The organism is Alkaliphilus transvaalensis ATCC 700919 (assembly GCF_000621485.1).
Lineage (GTDB): Bacteria > Bacillota > Clostridia > Peptostreptococcales > Natronincolaceae > Alkaliphilus > Alkaliphilus transvaalensis.
Genome location: NZ_JHYF01000025.1, coordinates 1 through 16,246, shown reverse-complemented (window position 1 = coordinate 16,246; position 16,246 = coordinate 1). Strand labels below are relative to the sequence as shown.

Annotated in this window: 15 protein-coding genes and 1 other annotated feature; all 15 genes read left to right on the top strand. The window is 37.2% G+C overall.

Features of this window, described 5'->3' with window-relative positions:
* Nucleotides 1-350 (top strand): EF-Tu C-terminal domain-related protein (locus T335_RS0114900; protein ID WP_026477657.1); only part of this gene is annotated, 350 nt, incomplete at its 5' end.
* A gap of 293 nt (nt 351-643) precedes the next feature.
* Nucleotides 644-793, top strand: coding sequence for a 50S ribosomal protein L33 (rpmG, locus tag T335_RS0114895; RefSeq protein ID WP_026478255.1), 150 nt, complete (start codon nt 644-646; stop codon nt 791-793).
* A 36-nt stretch (nt 794-829) separates the two neighbouring features.
* Entirely contained in the window at nt 830-1,045 is a 216-nt protein-coding gene (gene secE / locus T335_RS0114890) for a preprotein translocase subunit SecE (RefSeq protein WP_026478254.1), read from the top strand.
* A gap of 55 nt (nt 1,046-1,100) precedes the next feature.
* A complete protein-coding gene (nusG, locus tag T335_RS0114885; RefSeq protein WP_026478253.1) occupies nt 1,101-1,619 on the top strand; it encodes a transcription termination/antitermination protein NusG in 519 nt (172 codons plus the stop codon).
* A 111-nt stretch (nt 1,620-1,730) separates the two neighbouring features.
* Nucleotides 1,731-2,156, top strand: a complete 426-nt coding sequence (gene rplK, locus T335_RS0114880) for a 50S ribosomal protein L11 (protein WP_026478252.1) — start codon at nt 1,731-1,733, stop codon at nt 2,154-2,156.
* 70 nt (nt 2,157-2,226) lie between these two features.
* Entirely contained in the window at nt 2,227-2,925 is a 699-nt protein-coding gene (rplA, locus tag T335_RS0114875; protein ID WP_026478251.1) for a 50S ribosomal protein L1, read from the top strand.
* Nucleotides 2,926-2,986: 61 nt separating this feature from the next.
* Nucleotides 2,987-3,118 (top strand) — a sequence feature (ribosomal protein L10 leader region).
* A gap of 49 nt (nt 3,119-3,167) precedes the next feature.
* A complete protein-coding gene (rplJ, locus tag T335_RS0114870; protein WP_026478250.1) occupies nt 3,168-3,668 on the top strand; it encodes a 50S ribosomal protein L10 in 501 nt (166 codons plus the stop codon).
* A gap of 50 nt (nt 3,669-3,718) precedes the next feature.
* Nucleotides 3,719-4,084 (top strand): 50S ribosomal protein L7/L12, encoded by a 366-nt coding sequence (rplL, locus tag T335_RS0114865; protein WP_026478249.1) that lies wholly within the window; start codon nt 3,719-3,721, stop codon nt 4,082-4,084.
* Nucleotides 4,085-4,518: 434 nt separating this feature from the next.
* A complete protein-coding gene (rpoB, locus tag T335_RS0114860) occupies nt 4,519-8,247 on the top strand; it encodes a DNA-directed RNA polymerase subunit beta (protein ID WP_026478248.1) in 3,729 nt (1,242 codons plus the stop codon).
* 61 nt (nt 8,248-8,308) lie between these two features.
* A complete protein-coding gene (gene rpoC, locus T335_RS0114855) occupies nt 8,309-11,827 on the top strand; it encodes a DNA-directed RNA polymerase subunit beta' (protein WP_026478247.1) in 3,519 nt (1,172 codons plus the stop codon).
* A 129-nt stretch (nt 11,828-11,956) separates the two neighbouring features.
* Nucleotides 11,957-12,199, top strand: coding sequence for a ribosomal L7Ae/L30e/S12e/Gadd45 family protein (locus T335_RS0114850; RefSeq protein WP_026478246.1), 243 nt, complete (start codon nt 11,957-11,959; stop codon nt 12,197-12,199).
* Nucleotides 12,200-12,292: 93 nt separating this feature from the next.
* Complete coding sequence (gene rpsL, locus T335_RS0114845; RefSeq protein WP_026478245.1) at nt 12,293-12,715, top strand: 30S ribosomal protein S12; 423 nt, start codon at nt 12,293-12,295, stop codon at nt 12,713-12,715.
* Between the two features lie 152 nt (nt 12,716-12,867).
* Nucleotides 12,868-13,338, top strand: coding sequence for a 30S ribosomal protein S7 (gene rpsG / locus T335_RS0114840; RefSeq protein ID WP_026478244.1), 471 nt, complete (start codon nt 12,868-12,870; stop codon nt 13,336-13,338).
* Between the two features lie 84 nt (nt 13,339-13,422).
* Entirely contained in the window at nt 13,423-15,495 is a 2,073-nt protein-coding gene (gene fusA, locus T335_RS0114835) for an elongation factor G (RefSeq protein ID WP_026478243.1), read from the top strand.
* A gap of 109 nt (nt 15,496-15,604) precedes the next feature.
* Nucleotides 15,605-16,246: GTP-binding protein (locus T335_RS0114830; RefSeq protein ID WP_026478113.1), on the top strand; the 642-nt coding region annotated here is incomplete at its 3' end.

The following is a 16,246-nucleotide window of genomic DNA, read 5'->3' as shown; positions in this document are numbered from 1 at the left end:
TAAGAGGAATCCAAAGACAAGAAATCGAAAGAGGACAAGTATTAGCTAAGCCAGGTACAATCAATCCTCATACAAAGTTTAAGGCAGAGGTATACGTATTAAAGAAAGAAGAAGGTGGAAGACATACTCCTTTCTTTGATGGATATAGACCACAGTTCTACTTCAGAACAACAGACGTAACAGGAAGCATCAAGTTACCAGACGGAGTAGAAATGGTAATGCCAGGAGATAACATTACAATGGAAATCGAATTAATCGCTCCAATCGCAACAGAAGAGGGATTAAGATTCGCTATCCGTGAAGGTGGAAGAACAGTAGGAGCAGGAGTAGTAGCTTCTATCATCGAATAATAGCTACTGGTTACTAGTTAAACTCATTTTTATAAAGAAAAGGGACTAGGAATAACCTAGTCCCTAAAAATGATTTTTAGTAAATAATTGGTTGGTAAAAGTGGAATACTATGGCTATTGCTAATGAAAATACCAATGATGTATTATTGATAGACAAAGGCATAGGAGTAAATTTTTATTGACACCAAAATCAAAGTATGATAGATTTTATTAGGTAACTATATATATAATGGATGCTACCTATGTGATATAATAAATACCAAACTTGTCTAGGTTTTATAGGAGGTGTAACAGTGCGAGTTAAAATTACATTAGCATGTACAGAGTGTAAGCAAAGAAATTACAATACAACTAAAAACAAGAAAAACAATCCAGACCGTATTGAGATGAAGAAATACTGTAAGTTCTGTAAATCTCATACATCCCACAAAGAGACGAAGTAGTTAGTATAAAATTGTGTTAAAGGATGTGAAATGGAAATGAGCACCCAAGCAAATACTAACAAAGAGAATAGTAGAAACTTAGGAAAGTTCTTTAAAGGCGTTAAATCTGAGCTTAAGAAGGTAAACTGGCCTAACCGGAAAGAGCTATCTAACCATACAGTAATTGTTGTAGGTACATGTATAGCTGCAACTGCTGTGTTGTGGGTTTTAGATACTGCTTTTGGTTTCGGCTTAAATTTAATACTTAAGTAACAAACTAAGTTCAAAGGAGGGAGAGTAGTCTATCTAAGATAGATGCTCCTAAATTATGACCCAAGACGCAAAATGGTATGTTGTCCACACCTACTCTGGCCATGAAAACAAGGTTAAGGTTAACATTGAAAAAATGGTAGAAAACAGAGGTATGGAAGATGTAATTTTAGAAGTAAAAGTGCCAACAGAAGAAATAGCCGAAATTAAGAATGGCAAGAAAAAAATCAAGGAATCTAAACTTTTTCCTGGCTATGTAATTATCAAAATGGTTATGACGGATGAATCTTGGTATCTGGTTAGAAACACTAGAGGGGTAACAGGATTCGTAGGACCGAGCTCTAAACCTATACCTTTAACTGAAAGTGAAGTTAGAAGTATGGGGGTTGAGGAAGTTCGTCATGAAATTGATTTAAAGTTAGGGGATACTGTAAGGGTTATTTCTGGACCTTTTGAAAGTTTTATAGGAACAATTGAGAATGTCAACTTGGAAAAACAAACTTTTAAAGTGTTAATATCAATGTTTGGAAGAGAAACCCCTGTAGAATTAGAGTTCCATCAGGTAGAGACATTATAGTTTTTAAATCTAGCTTTAATTAAGGCATTAGATTAATAATATAGATTACTAAAATAATATATTTTTATAGGCCTTAACAAAGCCACAACTATTTAAGGAGGTGTAAATGACATGGCAAAAAAAGTAACAGGACAAATTAAATTACAAATTCCTGCAGGTAAAGCAACTCCAGCGCCACCAGTTGGACCAGCTCTTGGACAACATGGTGTTAATATAATGGGTTTCTGTAAAGAATTCAATGCAAAAACTGCAGACCAAGCCGGCTTAATTATTCCGGTTGTTATTTCTGTATATCAAGACAGATCATTTACTTTCATTACAAAAACTCCACCAGCTGCAGTATTAATTAAAAAAGCTGTTGGTGTTGAAAGTGGATCTGGAGAACCAAACAAAAAGAAAGTTGCAAAAATTTCTCAAGCTAAAATTAGAGAAATTGCTGAATTAAAAATGCCTGACTTAAATGCTGCATCAATCGAAAGTGCAATGAGCATGATCGCTGGTACTGCAAGAAGTATGGGTGTTGTTGTTGAAGACTAATTGTCGCTATTGTTAAAGAGACGCGTGGGAGGTTTCTCACAACCGTTAATACCACAAGGAGGTTATTACAATGCCAAAGCATGGAAAAAAATATCAAGAAGCAAGTAAGCTAGTAGATAGAGCAAAATTATATGATGTTAATGATGCTGTAGCGTTAACTAAGAAAACTGCTACTGCTAAATTCGATGAAACTGTAGAAGCCCACATCAAATTGGGTGTAGACTCAAGACATGCAGACCAACAAGTAAGAGGTGCTATTGTACTTCCTCATGGTACTGGTAAAACTGCTAGAGTATTAGTTTTCGCTAAAGGCGAAAAAGCTACTGAAGCAGAAAAAGCTGGTGCAGATTTTGTTGGAGCAGAAGACATGGTTCAAAAAATCCAAAATGAAAACTGGTTTGATTTCGATGTAATTGTTGCAACTCCAGACATGATGGGTGTTGTAGGTAGACTAGGTAGAGTATTAGGACCTAAAGGTTTAATGCCAAACCCTAAATCAGGTACTGTTACTTTCGAAGTAGGAAAAGCTGTAAATGAAATCAAAGCAGGTAAGGTAGAATATAGATTAGATAAGACTAACATTATTCACGTGCCAATTGGTAAAGCTTCATTTGATGAAGCTAAGTTAGCTGAAAACTTTAGAGCTTTAATGGAAGCTGTAGTTAAGGCTAAACCAGCAGCTGCTAAGGGTCAATACTTAAAGAGTATTGTTCTAACTAGCACAATGGGACCTGGAATTAAGGTTAACCCATCAAAGGTTACTGAATAATTTCGTCATAAAACATAAATTTCCATTGACATTACCATTATAAATTGATAAAATGACTAAGGTAAAAGTGAATATTTTGCCATAGACCGTAGGTGCATAAGCTTAAATATCCTACCGAGGCTTCTGATAAATATAACAATGAAGGCCTCTCTATGTCTGAAAAAGACCATGTGGGGCCTTATTTTATTGATTGAGCGGCAAAATATAAAACAAAAATTAGTCGAAGGAGGTGGACGGTCCTTATGTCAAAAGCAATTGATATGAAAAAAGAATTAGTTGCAGAAATTACTGAGAAATTTCAAAAGTCAACTGCAGCTATTCTAGTAGATTATCGAGGACTAAAAGTTGAAGAACTAACTGAACTAAGAAAGCAGTTTAGAGAAGCTGGTGTTGAGTACAAAGTATACAAAAACACACTTATGAGAAGAGCTGCTGAAAATGCTGGTATGGAAGAATTAGTGAAGGAACTAGTTGGACCAAATGCAGTAGCTTTCAGTTATGATGATCCAGTAGCTCCAGCAAGAATTGCTGAGAACTTTGCTAAAGATCACAAGAAATTAGAATTAAGAGTTGGTGTTGTTGAAGGTGCATTCTACAACGAAAGCCAATTAAAAGAATTAGCAAACATTCCTTCAAGAGAAGTGCTTGTTGCAAAATTACTTGGCAGCTTAAAAGCTCCAGTATCAAACTTCGCTTACTTAGTTAAGGCAATCGCTGAGAAAAAAGAAGCAGAAGGTGCGTAATACAAATAATAAATTAAACTATAAAAAGAAAAATATCGGAGGTGCTTTCAATGACAATTGAGCAAATTTTAGAAGCAATTGAAAATATGAAGGTTTTAGAATTAAATGAATTAGTTAAAGCAGCAGAAGAAAAGTTTGGTGTATCTGCAGCAGCACCAGTTATGGTAGCAGGTGGAGCAGCAGGTGGAGCAGCAGCTGAAGAGCAAACTGAGTTTGACGTAATCTTAGACAACCCAGGTGCTTCAAAAATCAACGTAATTAAAGTAGTAAGAGAGCTTACTGGTTTAGGATTAAAAGAAGCTAAAGAAGTTGTAGATAATGCTCCTAAAGCATTAAAAGAAGGTGTTGCTAAAGAAGAAGCTGATGCAATCAAAGCTAAATTAGAAGAAGCTGGTGCAACAGTAACTGTTAAGTAGTCAAAAAAGCATAAAATAAAAAGGGACTCCAGATTTCTGGAGTACCTTTTTATGTATTTTTTGATACAAAAAAAACGCCCTATAAATAAGGCATATGTAATTTTCCGACAGAAATATTATACCATATGTTATTTAATAATGCTAGACTACTTTAATGAATGTTATGGATATTTACATAAGAAATAACAATTGAAGATAATGTTGACATGCAAGGTAGCGTTATGATAAAATTATATATTGCATAAAACTTTTAAAAATATTTAAATATAAATAGGTATAATTAGATAAATTAGTGTCAATAGTATGAAGATACGGCATTATGTAAAAAAACAGTTAAACAACCAAAAGTTGGTGAATCCACTTTTGGATATTTTCATAAATAAAAGGTTATACACAATTTCTTTTAATACCTTTATATCAAGGAGTGAATTAAAATGCCACATCCTGTTCAAGTTGGTAAAAAGATAAGAATGAGTTATTCACAGATTGACGAGGTATTGGATATACCGAATTTGATCGAACTTCAAAAGGAATCTTATAATTGGTTCCTAAGTGAGGGACTCCATGAAGTTTTCAGTGATATATCACCTATTGAAGACTATACTGGTAACCTTATTCTTGAGTTTGTTGATTATTATTTAGAGAATAACCCTAAATATGATGTCAGCGAATCAAAAGAAAGAGATGCTACATATGCTGCACCCCTTAAGGCTAAAGTTAGGCTAATTAATAAGGAAACAGGTGAAGTAAAAGAGCAAGAAGTATTTATGGGAGACTTCCCATTAATGACTGAAACAGGTACTTTTATTATTAATGGTGCCGAAAGGGTAATTGTAAGCCAATTGGTTAGATCACCCGGAGTTTATTATGGAAAAGAAATCGATAAAACAGGTAAACCTTTATATTCAGCAACAGTAATACCAAATAGAGGAGCTTGGTTAGAATATGAAACTGATTCTAACGATGTTGTGTCTGTTCGGATTGATAGAACTCGTAAACAACCAGTAACAGTGTTGTTGAGGGCACTAGGTTATGGTACAGACCAACAAATAAAAGATCTATTAGGTGAAGATGAAAGACTTTTAGCTACACTTGAAAAAGACAATACTAAAAGTACTGAAGAAGGTTTATTGGAGGTTTATAAAAGGTTAAGACCAGGTGAACCACCAACGGTAGAAAATGCTAGATCTTTATTAAATACATTATTTTTTGATCCTAAACGTTATGATTTAGCAAAGGTAGGAAGATATAAATTTAATAAAAAGTTATCTATTGCTAATCGTATTATGGGTAAAAAAGCTGCTGAAAATATCATAGATCAACAAACAGGTGAAATTTTAGCAGAAGAAGGACAAAAAATTGATAGAGAAATGTCGCTATTAATCCAAAACTCTGGTATAAATGAAGTTTTCGTTTATTCAGAAGATAATAAGGCAACAAAAGTTATTGGTAATCACTTTGTGGATATTAAAAAACACATAAACTTTAACATAGACGATCTTAAGGTTAAAGAAAGAGTTTATTATCCAGTACTTAAGGAAATTCTAGAAACTTTTGAAAATGAAGCAGAAATTAAAGAAGCAATTAAAGAAAGATATAGAGAATTAATTCCTAAAAATATAATCATATCAGACATCATTGCGTCCATTAACTATGTATTCAACTTATCCCATGAAATTGGTAACGTTGATGATATCGATCATTTAGGTAACAGAAGGCTACGTTCTGTAGGAGAACTTCTTCAAAACCAATTTAGAATTGGTCTTTCTCGTATGGAAAGGGTAGTTAAGGAAAGAATGACTATTCAAGATGTTGAGCTAGTTACGCCACAGGCTCTAATTAACATTAGACCAGTTGCAGCTTCTGTTAAGGAGTTCTTTGGAAGTTCTCAGTTGTCTCAGTTTATGGATCAAACTAATCCCTTAGCAGAGTTAACTAACAAAAGAAGGCTTTCAGCTTTAGGACCAGGAGGACTTTCGAGAGAAAGAGCTGGTTTTGAGGTTCGTGACGTTCATCAATCCCACTATGGTCGTATGTGTCCGATCGAGACACCAGAGGGTCCTAATATCGGGCTAATTAACAACCTAAGTACCTATGCTCGAGTTAATGAGTATGGATTTATTGAGTCCCCTTATCGTAAAGTTGATAAAAAGAGGGCTGTAGTAACTAAGACAATTGAGTACTTAACAGCAGATGAAGAGGATTTATTTGTTGTTGCCCAAGCTAATGAGCCTTTAGATGAAGAAGGGGCATTTGTTAATAAACGTGTAACTGCAAGAACCCGCTTTGGAGGGATTGATATTATCCCAAGGGAAGAAGCCGACTATATGGACGTTTCACCTAAACAGGTAGTATCCGTTGCTACGGCCATGATCCCATTCCTAGAGAATGACGATGCCAACCGTGCCCTAATGGGGTCAAACATGCAACGACAGGCGGTACCACTACTTAAAACAGATGCACCAATTATTGGTACAGGTATGGAATATAAAGCTGCAGTAGATTCGGGAGTTGTTATTGTTGCCAAAAACGCTGGTATTGTAGATCGAGTAACTGCTACAGAAGTCGTGATTAAAAGAGATGATAACGGACAAAAGGATACCTATAAGCTTCTTAAGTTTAAACGTTCAAACCAAGGTACTTGCATTAACCAAAAGCCAATTGTTAATAAAGGCGACAAGATAAAGGCTGGAGAAGTGATTGCCGATGGACCTTCTACTGATCATGGTGAAATCGCCTTAGGTAGAAACTGTCTAATTGGATTTATGACATGGGAAGGCTATAACTACGAGGATGCTATCTTAATTAATGAAAAATTAGTTAAGGAAGATGCATTAACAACAATTCATATTGAAGAATATGAAGCTGAAGCCAGAGATACAAAGCTTGGGCCAGAGGAAATTACAAGAGACATTCCAAATGTTGGAGAAGAAGCTCTAAAAGACTTAGACGAAAGAGGAATTATCCGCATTGGTGCTGAGGTAAATTCTGGTGATATACTAGTTGGTAAGGTTACTCCAAAGGGAGAAACAGAGCTAACGGCAGAAGAAAGGCTTTTAAGGGCTATCTTTGGAGAAAAGGCTAGAGAAGTTAGAGATACATCATTGAAGGTGCCCCATGGTGAATCTGGAATCATTGTAGATATCAAAGTATTTACAAGAGAAAACGGAGATGAACTACCACCTGGTGTAAATGAAATGGTGAGGGTATATATTGCTAAAAAGAGAAAAATCAATGTAGGGGATAAAATGGCAGGACGCCATGGTAACAAAGGGGTTATCTCCAGAGTATTACCAGAAGAAGATATGCCATTCCTTGCAGATGGAACACCATTAGAGATCGTTCTTAACCCACTAGGGGTACCATCTCGTATGAATATCGGTCAGGTATTAGAAGTCCATCTTGGATTAGCTGCTAAAGCTTTAGGATGGAAGGTAGCGACACCAGTATTTGACGGCGCTAACGAGTGGGATATTATGGACGCACTAGAAGAGGCAGGTTACCCACGATCTGGGAAGTTAACCTTGTATGATGGAAGAACTGGAGATTCCTTTGATAATCCAGTTACCGTAGGATACATGTATATGCTTAAGCTTCACCATTTAGTTGATGATAAGATCCACGCAAGAAGTACAGGACCTTACTCGTTAGTAACGCAACAGCCTCTAGGTGGTAAGGCACAATTCGGAGGACAGCGTTTTGGAGAGATGGAGGTTTGGGCATTAGAGGCCTATGGAGCTGCCCATACCCTACAGGAAATCTTAACAGTTAAGTCCGATGACGTTGTGGGTCGTGTTAAAACATATGAGTGTATCGTTAAGGGTGAAAACATACCAGAACCTGGTGTACCAGAATCCTTTAAAGTATTAATTAAAGAACTTCAAAGTTTGTGTCTTGATGTGAAGGTACTGACAGAAGAAGATACGGAAATTGAAATTAAAGAATCTATTGATGATGATACAGGTGAACTGAGTCTAGAACATGCTGAACTTGCTCCTACTGGCAATGCCGAAGAAATTTTAGGTGAAGACCCAGTAATTGAAGAGGAAGAAGAAGAAATAGATAATGATGTTGAGTTTATGACAGAGGATGATTTCGAATCAAGTGACTTACCAACAGAATTCTTAGACGAAGACACTGATGACTTTGATGATGATTACTAATAATAGTTGTCTAAGCTTTGATGGGAGCTTATTTAGACTATAGGGAAGGGAGAGAGACTCCTTGTACGAATTAAACAATTTCGAATCAATTCAGATATCATTGGCTTCTCCTGAAAAAATTAGACAATGGTCTAAAGGAGAGGTAAAGAAGCCCGAAACAATCAACTATCGAACCTTGAAACCAGAAAAGGAAGGTCTATTCTGTGAAAAGATTTTTGGGCCGACTAAGGACTGGGAATGTCATTGCGGTAAATACAAAAGGGTAAGATATAAGGGTGTAGTTTGTGATCGTTGTGGTGTTGAAGTAACAAAGTCAAAGGTTAGAAGGGAAAGAATGGGGCATATAGAACTTGCTGCCCCTGTATCCCATATCTGGTACTTTAAAGGTATCCCAAGTCGAATGGGACTATTGTTAGATATGTCTCCTAGATCTTTGGAAAAAGTACTATACTTTGCAGCTTATATCGTTATCGATCCAGGCGAAACACCTTTGTCAGAAAAACAAATTCTGACAGAGAAGGAATATGGTGAAGCCATTGAAAAGTATGGTTACCAGTTTACAGCTGGAATGGGCGCAGAAGCCATTAAAGATCTTCTGCAACAAATTGACCTAGAAAGCTTAAGTAAAGAGCTTAAATACAAATTAAAGGAAAGTACAGGACAAAAAAGAGTTAGAACCATTAGACGTCTTGAGGTTGTAGAAGCCTTTAGATTATCAGGTAACTTACCTGAATGGATGATTCTTGATGTTGTCCCTGTTATACCTCCTGAAATAAGACCAATGGTGCAATTAGATGGGGGTAGATTTGCTACTTCTGACTTAAATGACTTATATCGTCGTGTAATCAATCGAAATAATCGTTTAAAGAGATTATTAGATTTAGGAGCACCTGATATTATTGTTAGAAACGAAAAAAGAATGCTTCAAGAAGCTGTTGATGCCCTAATTGACAATGGTAGAAGAGGGAAACCTGTAACAGGTCCTGGAAACAGACCATTAAAGTCATTATCAGATATGCTTAAAGGTAAGCAGGGTCGTTTTAGACAAAACTTACTTGGTAAACGTGTTGACTACTCTGGACGTTCAGTTATCGTTGTTGGTCCAGAATTAAAGTTCTATCAATGTGGATTACCAAAGAAAATGGCCCTAGAGTTATTCAAGCCCTTCGTTATGAAGAAGCTTGTAGAAGAAAACTTTGCCCACAATATTAAGAGTGCAAAGAGAATGGTAGAAAAGGTTAAACCAGAAGTATGGGATGTATTAGAAGAGGTAATTAGTGAACATCCAGTACTACTTAACCGTGCCCCTACCCTTCATAGACTTGGTATTCAAGCCTTCGAACCAATTTTAGTAGAAGGTAAGGCGATTAAGCTACATCCATTAGTTTGTACAGCCTACAACGCTGACTTCGATGGAGACCAAATGGCGGTACACGTACCTTTATCAGTAGAAGCCCAAGCAGAGGCAAGGTTCTTAATGTTATCACCAAATAACATATTAGCCCCTAAAGATGGTCAGCCAATTACGACTCCTACACAGGATATGGTATTAGGTAGTTACTACCTTACTATCGAAGTTGAGGGTGCTAAAGGTGAAGGAATGATCTTTAAGGATCATGAAGAGATGCTAATGGCCTATGATAATGGAGTAGTTGACCTTCATGCCCGAGTTAAGGTAAGAAGAAGACTTTCTGAAGAAGATACTGGTAAAGTGGTGGAAAGTACAGTAGGTAGATTTATATTTAATGAAAAGCTACCTCAAAACTTAGGCTTTGTGGATAGAACAAAAGATCTATACTCTTTAGAAGTAGATTTCTTATGTGATAAAAAAGCATTAGGAAAGGTTATTGATAAGTGCTTTAGAAAGCATGGTAATACCCTAACCTCTATTATGCTTGACTATATTAAATCTACAGGATTTAAATTTTCCACAAGAGGTGCAGTAACCATAGCCGTAACTGATATGGATATTCCACCAGAAAAGGCAGAATTGATTTCTCAAGCCGAAGAAAAGGTTGATAAATATGAGAAGGCCTATCGAAGAGGATTAATTTCAGACGAAGAGAGATATGAAAAGGTAATTGAGACCTGGACAGAAACCACTGAAAAAGTTACAGATGCCCTAATGGCAGGACTAGACCACTTAAACAATGTATTTATTATGGCCCATTCAGGTGCGAGGGGTAGTAAGAACCAAATTCGTCAGCTGGGTGGTATGAGGGGTCTAATGGCAAATGCAACTGGACGTACAGTTGAGATTCCAATCAAATCTAACTTCCGTGAAGGATTATCAGTATTAGAGTACTTTACTTCTACCCATGGAGCTAGAAAGGGTCTTGCTGATACAGCCCTAAGAACAGCCGATTCAGGATACTTAACTAGACGTCTAGTAGACGTATCCCAAGACGTAATTGTTCGAGAGCTAGATTGTGGAACCACTGAAGGAATATATGCCTATGCCTTTAAAGATGGAAATGAAGTAATTGAAGAGTTATATGATAGATTAGTAGGAAGACATGCCTTTGATGATGTAAAGCATCCAGAAACAGGAGAAGTGATTGTTCCTGCAGGAGAGGCAATTAATGAAGATCAAGCTGAAGAAATTATAGCAGCTGGAATTGAAAGAGTTAAAATAAGAGCCGTATTAACTTGTAATACAAGACATGGTGTTTGCGGTACTTGCTACGGTAGAAACCTTGCTACAGGTGAACCGGTAAAGGTTGGGGAGGCAGTTGGTATTATTGCAGCCCAATCAATCGGAGAACCAGGAACACAGCTTACAATGCGTACCTTCCATACAGGAGGGGTTGCAGGGGCCGATATCACTCAGGGTCTTCCGAGGGTTGAGGAGCTTTTTGAAGCTCGTAAACCAAAGGGTCTTGCTATTATCAGTGAAAATGCTGGTAAAGTTGAAATGAGTGAGTCTAGAAAGAAAAGGGAAGTTACTGTAACAAGTGAAGATGGAGAATCTTCAACTTATACAATTCCATATAGTTCAAGACTAAAAGTTAAGCAGGGGCAAGTTATTGAAGCCGGTGACGAAATTACTCAAGGTTCTATCAATCCCCATGATATCCTTAGAATTAAGGGTGTAGAAGGTGTTCAAACCTATATCATTAAAGAAGTTCAAAGGGTTTACCGTCTACAAGGGGTAGATATCAACGATAAGCATATTGAAGTAATTGTAAGACAAATGCTTAATCGAGTTAAAGTAGAAGAACCGGGTGATACTGAGTTGTTACCAGGAGCTGTTGAAAGTATATTCTCTGTTGAAGATGCAAATCGCTTGGTAGAGCAAGATGGAAGAGAGCCTGCAACCTATAAGAGTGTCTTAATGGGTATTACTAAGGCATCCTTAGCAACAGAGTCCTTCTTATCAGCGGCTTCCTTCCAGGAGACAACGAGAGTATTAACCGAAGCAGCTATTAAAGGAAAAGAAGACCACTTAATCGGCTTAAAGGAAAATGTAATTATTGGTAAGCTGATCCCAGCAGGTACAGGTATGAAGCGGTATAAAAATATTGCAATACATGTAGACTCAGAAGAAGTGGAAGAAGATGAACCCTTTGTAAATCAATAATATCAAATAAAATATTGACACTGTATATAACTAGTGTTAGAATATTGTAGTATGTTATTAATAAGTTGACTTTTTTATCATCTGGGAGATTTAACAATCTCCCAGATATTTAAAAAGGGAGGAAACTTTATGCTGGAAAATCTGCAGCACGAAAAGAAGACCGTTGGAATTAAACAAACGGCAAAGGCTTTAAAGCAGGACAAAGTCAAAATACTTTATATTGCAGAAGACGCAGAAAAAAACTTAGTCCAACAACTAATTGATTTAGCAGAGCCTAAAAATGTAGAAATCGTTAAAGTCGATTCTATGAGAAAACTAGGTAAGGCCTGTCAAATAGATGTTGAAGCAGCAGCAGCGGCAGCTTTAAAGTAATGAATACAACTTGGGTAAAGACAATTTATCTTTTAAAAGAGATAAATGTTTTTCTATGTTTAGCTTTAGAAGTTTTGGAAGGAGGTGCAATAGATGCCAACAATTAGCCAGTTAGTACGTAAGGGTAGAAAAGCAGTAGAATACAAGTCAACAGCTCCAGCACTACAAAAAGGATTTAACTCTTTACACAGAAAATCCACTGATATTAGTGCGCCTCAAAAAAGAGGAGTTTGTACGTCTGTTAAAACTGTTACTCCAAAGAAGCCTAACTCAGCTTTAAGAAAGGTAGCCAGAGTAAGACTTACAAATGGTATTGAGGTTACTGCCTACATTCCTGGAATTGGACACAACTTACAAGAACATAGTGTTGTTCTAATAAGAGGTGGAAGAGTAAAAGACTTACCAGGGGTTAGATACCACATTGTAAGAGGAACTTTAGATACTGCAGGAGTAGCTAACAGATCACAAAGTAGATCTAAATATGGTGCGAAGAGACCAAAGGCTGCTAAAAAATAGGAAATCGGAGCTATAATGCATATAGATCATAAGATCCCCTTTCCATAAAGGGGATTTAAGTTGAAAAGCATTACAAAGCGCACGACGGCATTTAAAAACTAAATGTCGAGTACCTATGAACAAATTTTTAAATAATTGAGGAGGGAAGCAAGGTGCCAAGAAAAGGAAATGTGCCAAAAAGAGAAGTATTACCAGATCCAATGTATGGAAGCAAGGTTGTTACTAAGTTAATCAACAGCTTAATGCTTGATGGTAAGAGAGGAACAGCTCAAAAAATCGTTTATGATGCTTTTGATTTAATCAAAGAAAAAACTGGTGAAGAGCCAGGAGAAGTATTTGAAAAAGCTATGAACAACATCATGCCTGTTTTAGAGGTTAAAGCTAGACGTGTTGGTGGTCAAAACTACCAAGTACCAGTTGAAGTTAGACCAGAAAGAAGACAGACATTAGGTTTAAGATGGTTAACTACCTACTCCAGAAAAAGAGGAGAAAAGGGTATGACTGAAAAGCTTGCTAAAGAAATCATGGATGCTGCAAACAACATGGGAGCTTCAGTTAAGAAGAGAGAAGATACACACAAAATGGCAGAGGCTAATAAAGCATTTGCTCACTATAGATGGTAAACAGATGACTAAAATAGCATAACTTGGTTATGCTATTGAAGGAAGTCTTAGCAATATACGCAGTTTATAGGAAGGAGGATAAAGATGCCTAGAGAGATTTCGCTAGAAAAAACCAGAAATATAGGGATCATGGCCCATATTGATGCTGGTAAAACAACAACAACCGAAAGAATCCTGTTCTACGCAGGAAGAATTCGTAAATTAGGTGAAACCCATGAAGGAGCTTCCCAAATGGACTGGATGGAGCAAGAGAAGGAAAGAGGTATTACAATTACTTCTGCTGCAACAACTTGCCAATGGAAAGAACACAGAATAAACATTATAGATACACCAGGACACGTGGACTTCACAGTGGAGGTAGAAAGATCCCTTAGGGTTCTTGACGGTTCTGTAGCTGTATTCTGTGCAAAGGGTGGGGTAGAACCTCAATCTGAAACAGTTTGGAGACAGGCTGATAAATATAAAGTACCAAGAATGGCTTTCGTTAACAAAATGGATATGTTAGGGGCAGACTTCTACAATGCCGTTAAAATGATGAAGGAACGTTTAGGTGCTAATGCAGTTCCAATCCAATTACCAATTGGTGCAGAGGATAACTTTAAAGGTATCATAGACTTAGTTAAAAATGTTGCTTATATCTACATGGATGACTTAGGTAAAGATATCCGAGAGGAAGAAATTCCAGCTGACATGAAGGAAATCGCTGCAAAATATAGAAGTGAACTACTTGAAGCAGTTGCAGAGACTGACGAAGAGTTAATGATGGCTTACCTTGAAGGAGAAGAATTCACAGAGGAGCAAATCGCTGAAGGTATCAGAAGAGGTACAATCAATGTTCAAATGACTCCAGTATGCTGTGGTTCATCTTACAAGAACAAAGGAGTTCAAAGACTTCTTGATGCTATCGTTGCTTATATGCCAGCTCCAACAGACATTCCTGCTATTAAAGGAATTGATGCTGATACTGAAGAAGAAACTGAGAGACATGCAGATGATAGTGAACCATTCTCAGCTTTAGCCTTCAAAATTATGGCAGACCCATTTGTAGGTAAGTTAGCTTTTTTTAGAGTTTACTCTGGGAGCATAACTTCAGGTTCTTACGTTCTTAACTCTACTAAGGGCAAGAGAGAAAGAATCGGACGTATTCTACAAATGCACGCCAACACAAGAGAAGAAATTACAGAAGTTTACGCAGGTGATATTGCTGCTGCAGTAGGACTAAAGGATACAACTACTGGAGATACCCTATGTGATCCAGACCATGCAGTTATCCTTGAGTCTATGGAATTCCCTGATCCTGTAATTCATGTTGCTATTGAACCAAAAACAAAAGCAGCTCAAGAAAAGATGGGTGTAGCGCTACAAAAACTTGCAGAAGAAGACCCAACTTTCAAAACATATACTGACGAGGAAACTGGTCAAACAATCATCGCTGGTATGGGTGAGCTTCACTTAGAAATCATCGTAGATAGAATGATGCGTGAATTTAAGGTTGAAGCAAATGTAGGTAAACCACAGGTAGCCTACAGAGAAACCATTACTCAAGCTGTTGAGGTTGAAGGTAAATATGCTAGACAGTCTGGTGGTCGTGGTCAATACGGACATGTTAAAATTAAAATGTCTCCACAAGAGCCAGGTCAAGGTTACAGCTTTGTTAACTCAGTTGTTGGGGGAGCTATTCCAAGAGAATACATTCCAGCAGTTGACGCTGGTATCCAAGAAGCAATGAACAACGGTATCCTTGCTGGATTCGAAGTTGTTGACTTCAAAGTTGAGTTATACGATGGTTCATACCATGAGGTAGACTCTTCTGAAATGGCCTTTAAAATTGCTGGATCTATGGCATTTAAAGAAGGTATGAGAAAAGCTAAGGCTGTATTACTTGAGCCTTACATGAAGGTTGAAGTTACAACTCCTGAAGATTACATGGGAGATGTAATTGGTGACTTAAACTCTAGACGTGGTAAGATCGAAGGTATGGAGCCAAGAACAGGTGGAGTACAAGTAATTAAGTGTTATGTACCTCTTTCTGAAATGTTTGGTTACGCAACTGACCTACGTTCTAAGACTCAAGGTAGAGCAGTATATTCAATGCACTTCGACCACTACGAGCAAGTACCAGCTAGCATAGCTGAGAAGGTAGTAGCAGGTAAGTAATGATTATGGAAAATAGAATAGCAGGTCCATAAAGCCTGCCTTCTATTTACATACTTCATTTGATACTATAAATAAAACTAATAATCTCTAAATTAAGGAGGAGAATAAAATGGCAAAAGCTAAATTTGAAAGAAATAAGCCCCACGTAAACGTTGGAACAATTGGACACGTAGACCACGGTAAAACAACATTAACAGCAGCAATCACAATTACATTAAACAAGAGATATGGACATGGTTCTGCAGTAGCTTTCGATCAAATCGATAAAGCACCAGAAGAAAAAGAAAGAGGTATTACAATCTCTACAGCTCACGTTGAGTACGAAACAGATAACAGACACTACGCTCACGTAGACTGTCCAGGACATGCCGACTATGTAAAGAACATGATCACAGGAGCAGCTCAAATGGACGGAGCGATCTTAGTATGTTCAGCAGCAGACGGTCCAATGCCACAAACAAGAGAGCACATCCTTTTATCTAGACAGGTAGGGGTACCATATATCGTAGTATTCTTAAACAAATGTGATATGGTAGATGACGAAGAATTATTAGAGTTAGTAGAAATGGAAATCAGAGACTTATTAAACATGTATGAATTCCCAGGAGATGATACTCCAATCGTAAGGGGATCAGCATTAAAAGCATTAGAAGATCCAGATGGACCATGGGGAGACAAAATTGTAGAGTTATTCAACATCGTAGATGAGTACATCCCAGAGCCAGAAAGAGATACAGATAAGCCATTCCTA

Coding starts and splice junctions, on each gene's coding strand:
- secE (WP_026478254.1), top strand. CDS start 830: ATGAGCACCCAAGCAAATACTAACAAAGAGAATAGTAGAAACTTAGGA.
- rplL (WP_026478249.1), top strand. CDS start 3,719: ATGACAATTGAGCAAATTTTAGAAGCAATTGAAAATATGAAGGTTTTA.
- rplK (WP_026478252.1), top strand. CDS start 1,731: ATGGCAAAAAAAGTAACAGGACAAATTAAATTACAAATTCCTGCAGGT.
- nusG (WP_026478253.1), top strand. CDS start 1,101: ATGACCCAAGACGCAAAATGGTATGTTGTCCACACCTACTCTGGCCAT.
- rpsL (WP_026478245.1), top strand. CDS start 12,293: ATGCCAACAATTAGCCAGTTAGTACGTAAGGGTAGAAAAGCAGTAGAA.
- rpoB (WP_026478248.1), top strand. CDS start 4,519: ATGCCACATCCTGTTCAAGTTGGTAAAAAGATAAGAATGAGTTATTCA.
- rplA (WP_026478251.1), top strand. CDS start 2,227: ATGCCAAAGCATGGAAAAAAATATCAAGAAGCAAGTAAGCTAGTAGAT.
- fusA (WP_026478243.1), top strand. CDS start 13,423: ATGCCTAGAGAGATTTCGCTAGAAAAAACCAGAAATATAGGGATCATG.
- T335_RS0114850 (WP_026478246.1), top strand. CDS start 11,957: ATGCTGGAAAATCTGCAGCACGAAAAGAAGACCGTTGGAATTAAACAA.
- rplJ (WP_026478250.1), top strand. CDS start 3,168: ATGTCAAAAGCAATTGATATGAAAAAAGAATTAGTTGCAGAAATTACT.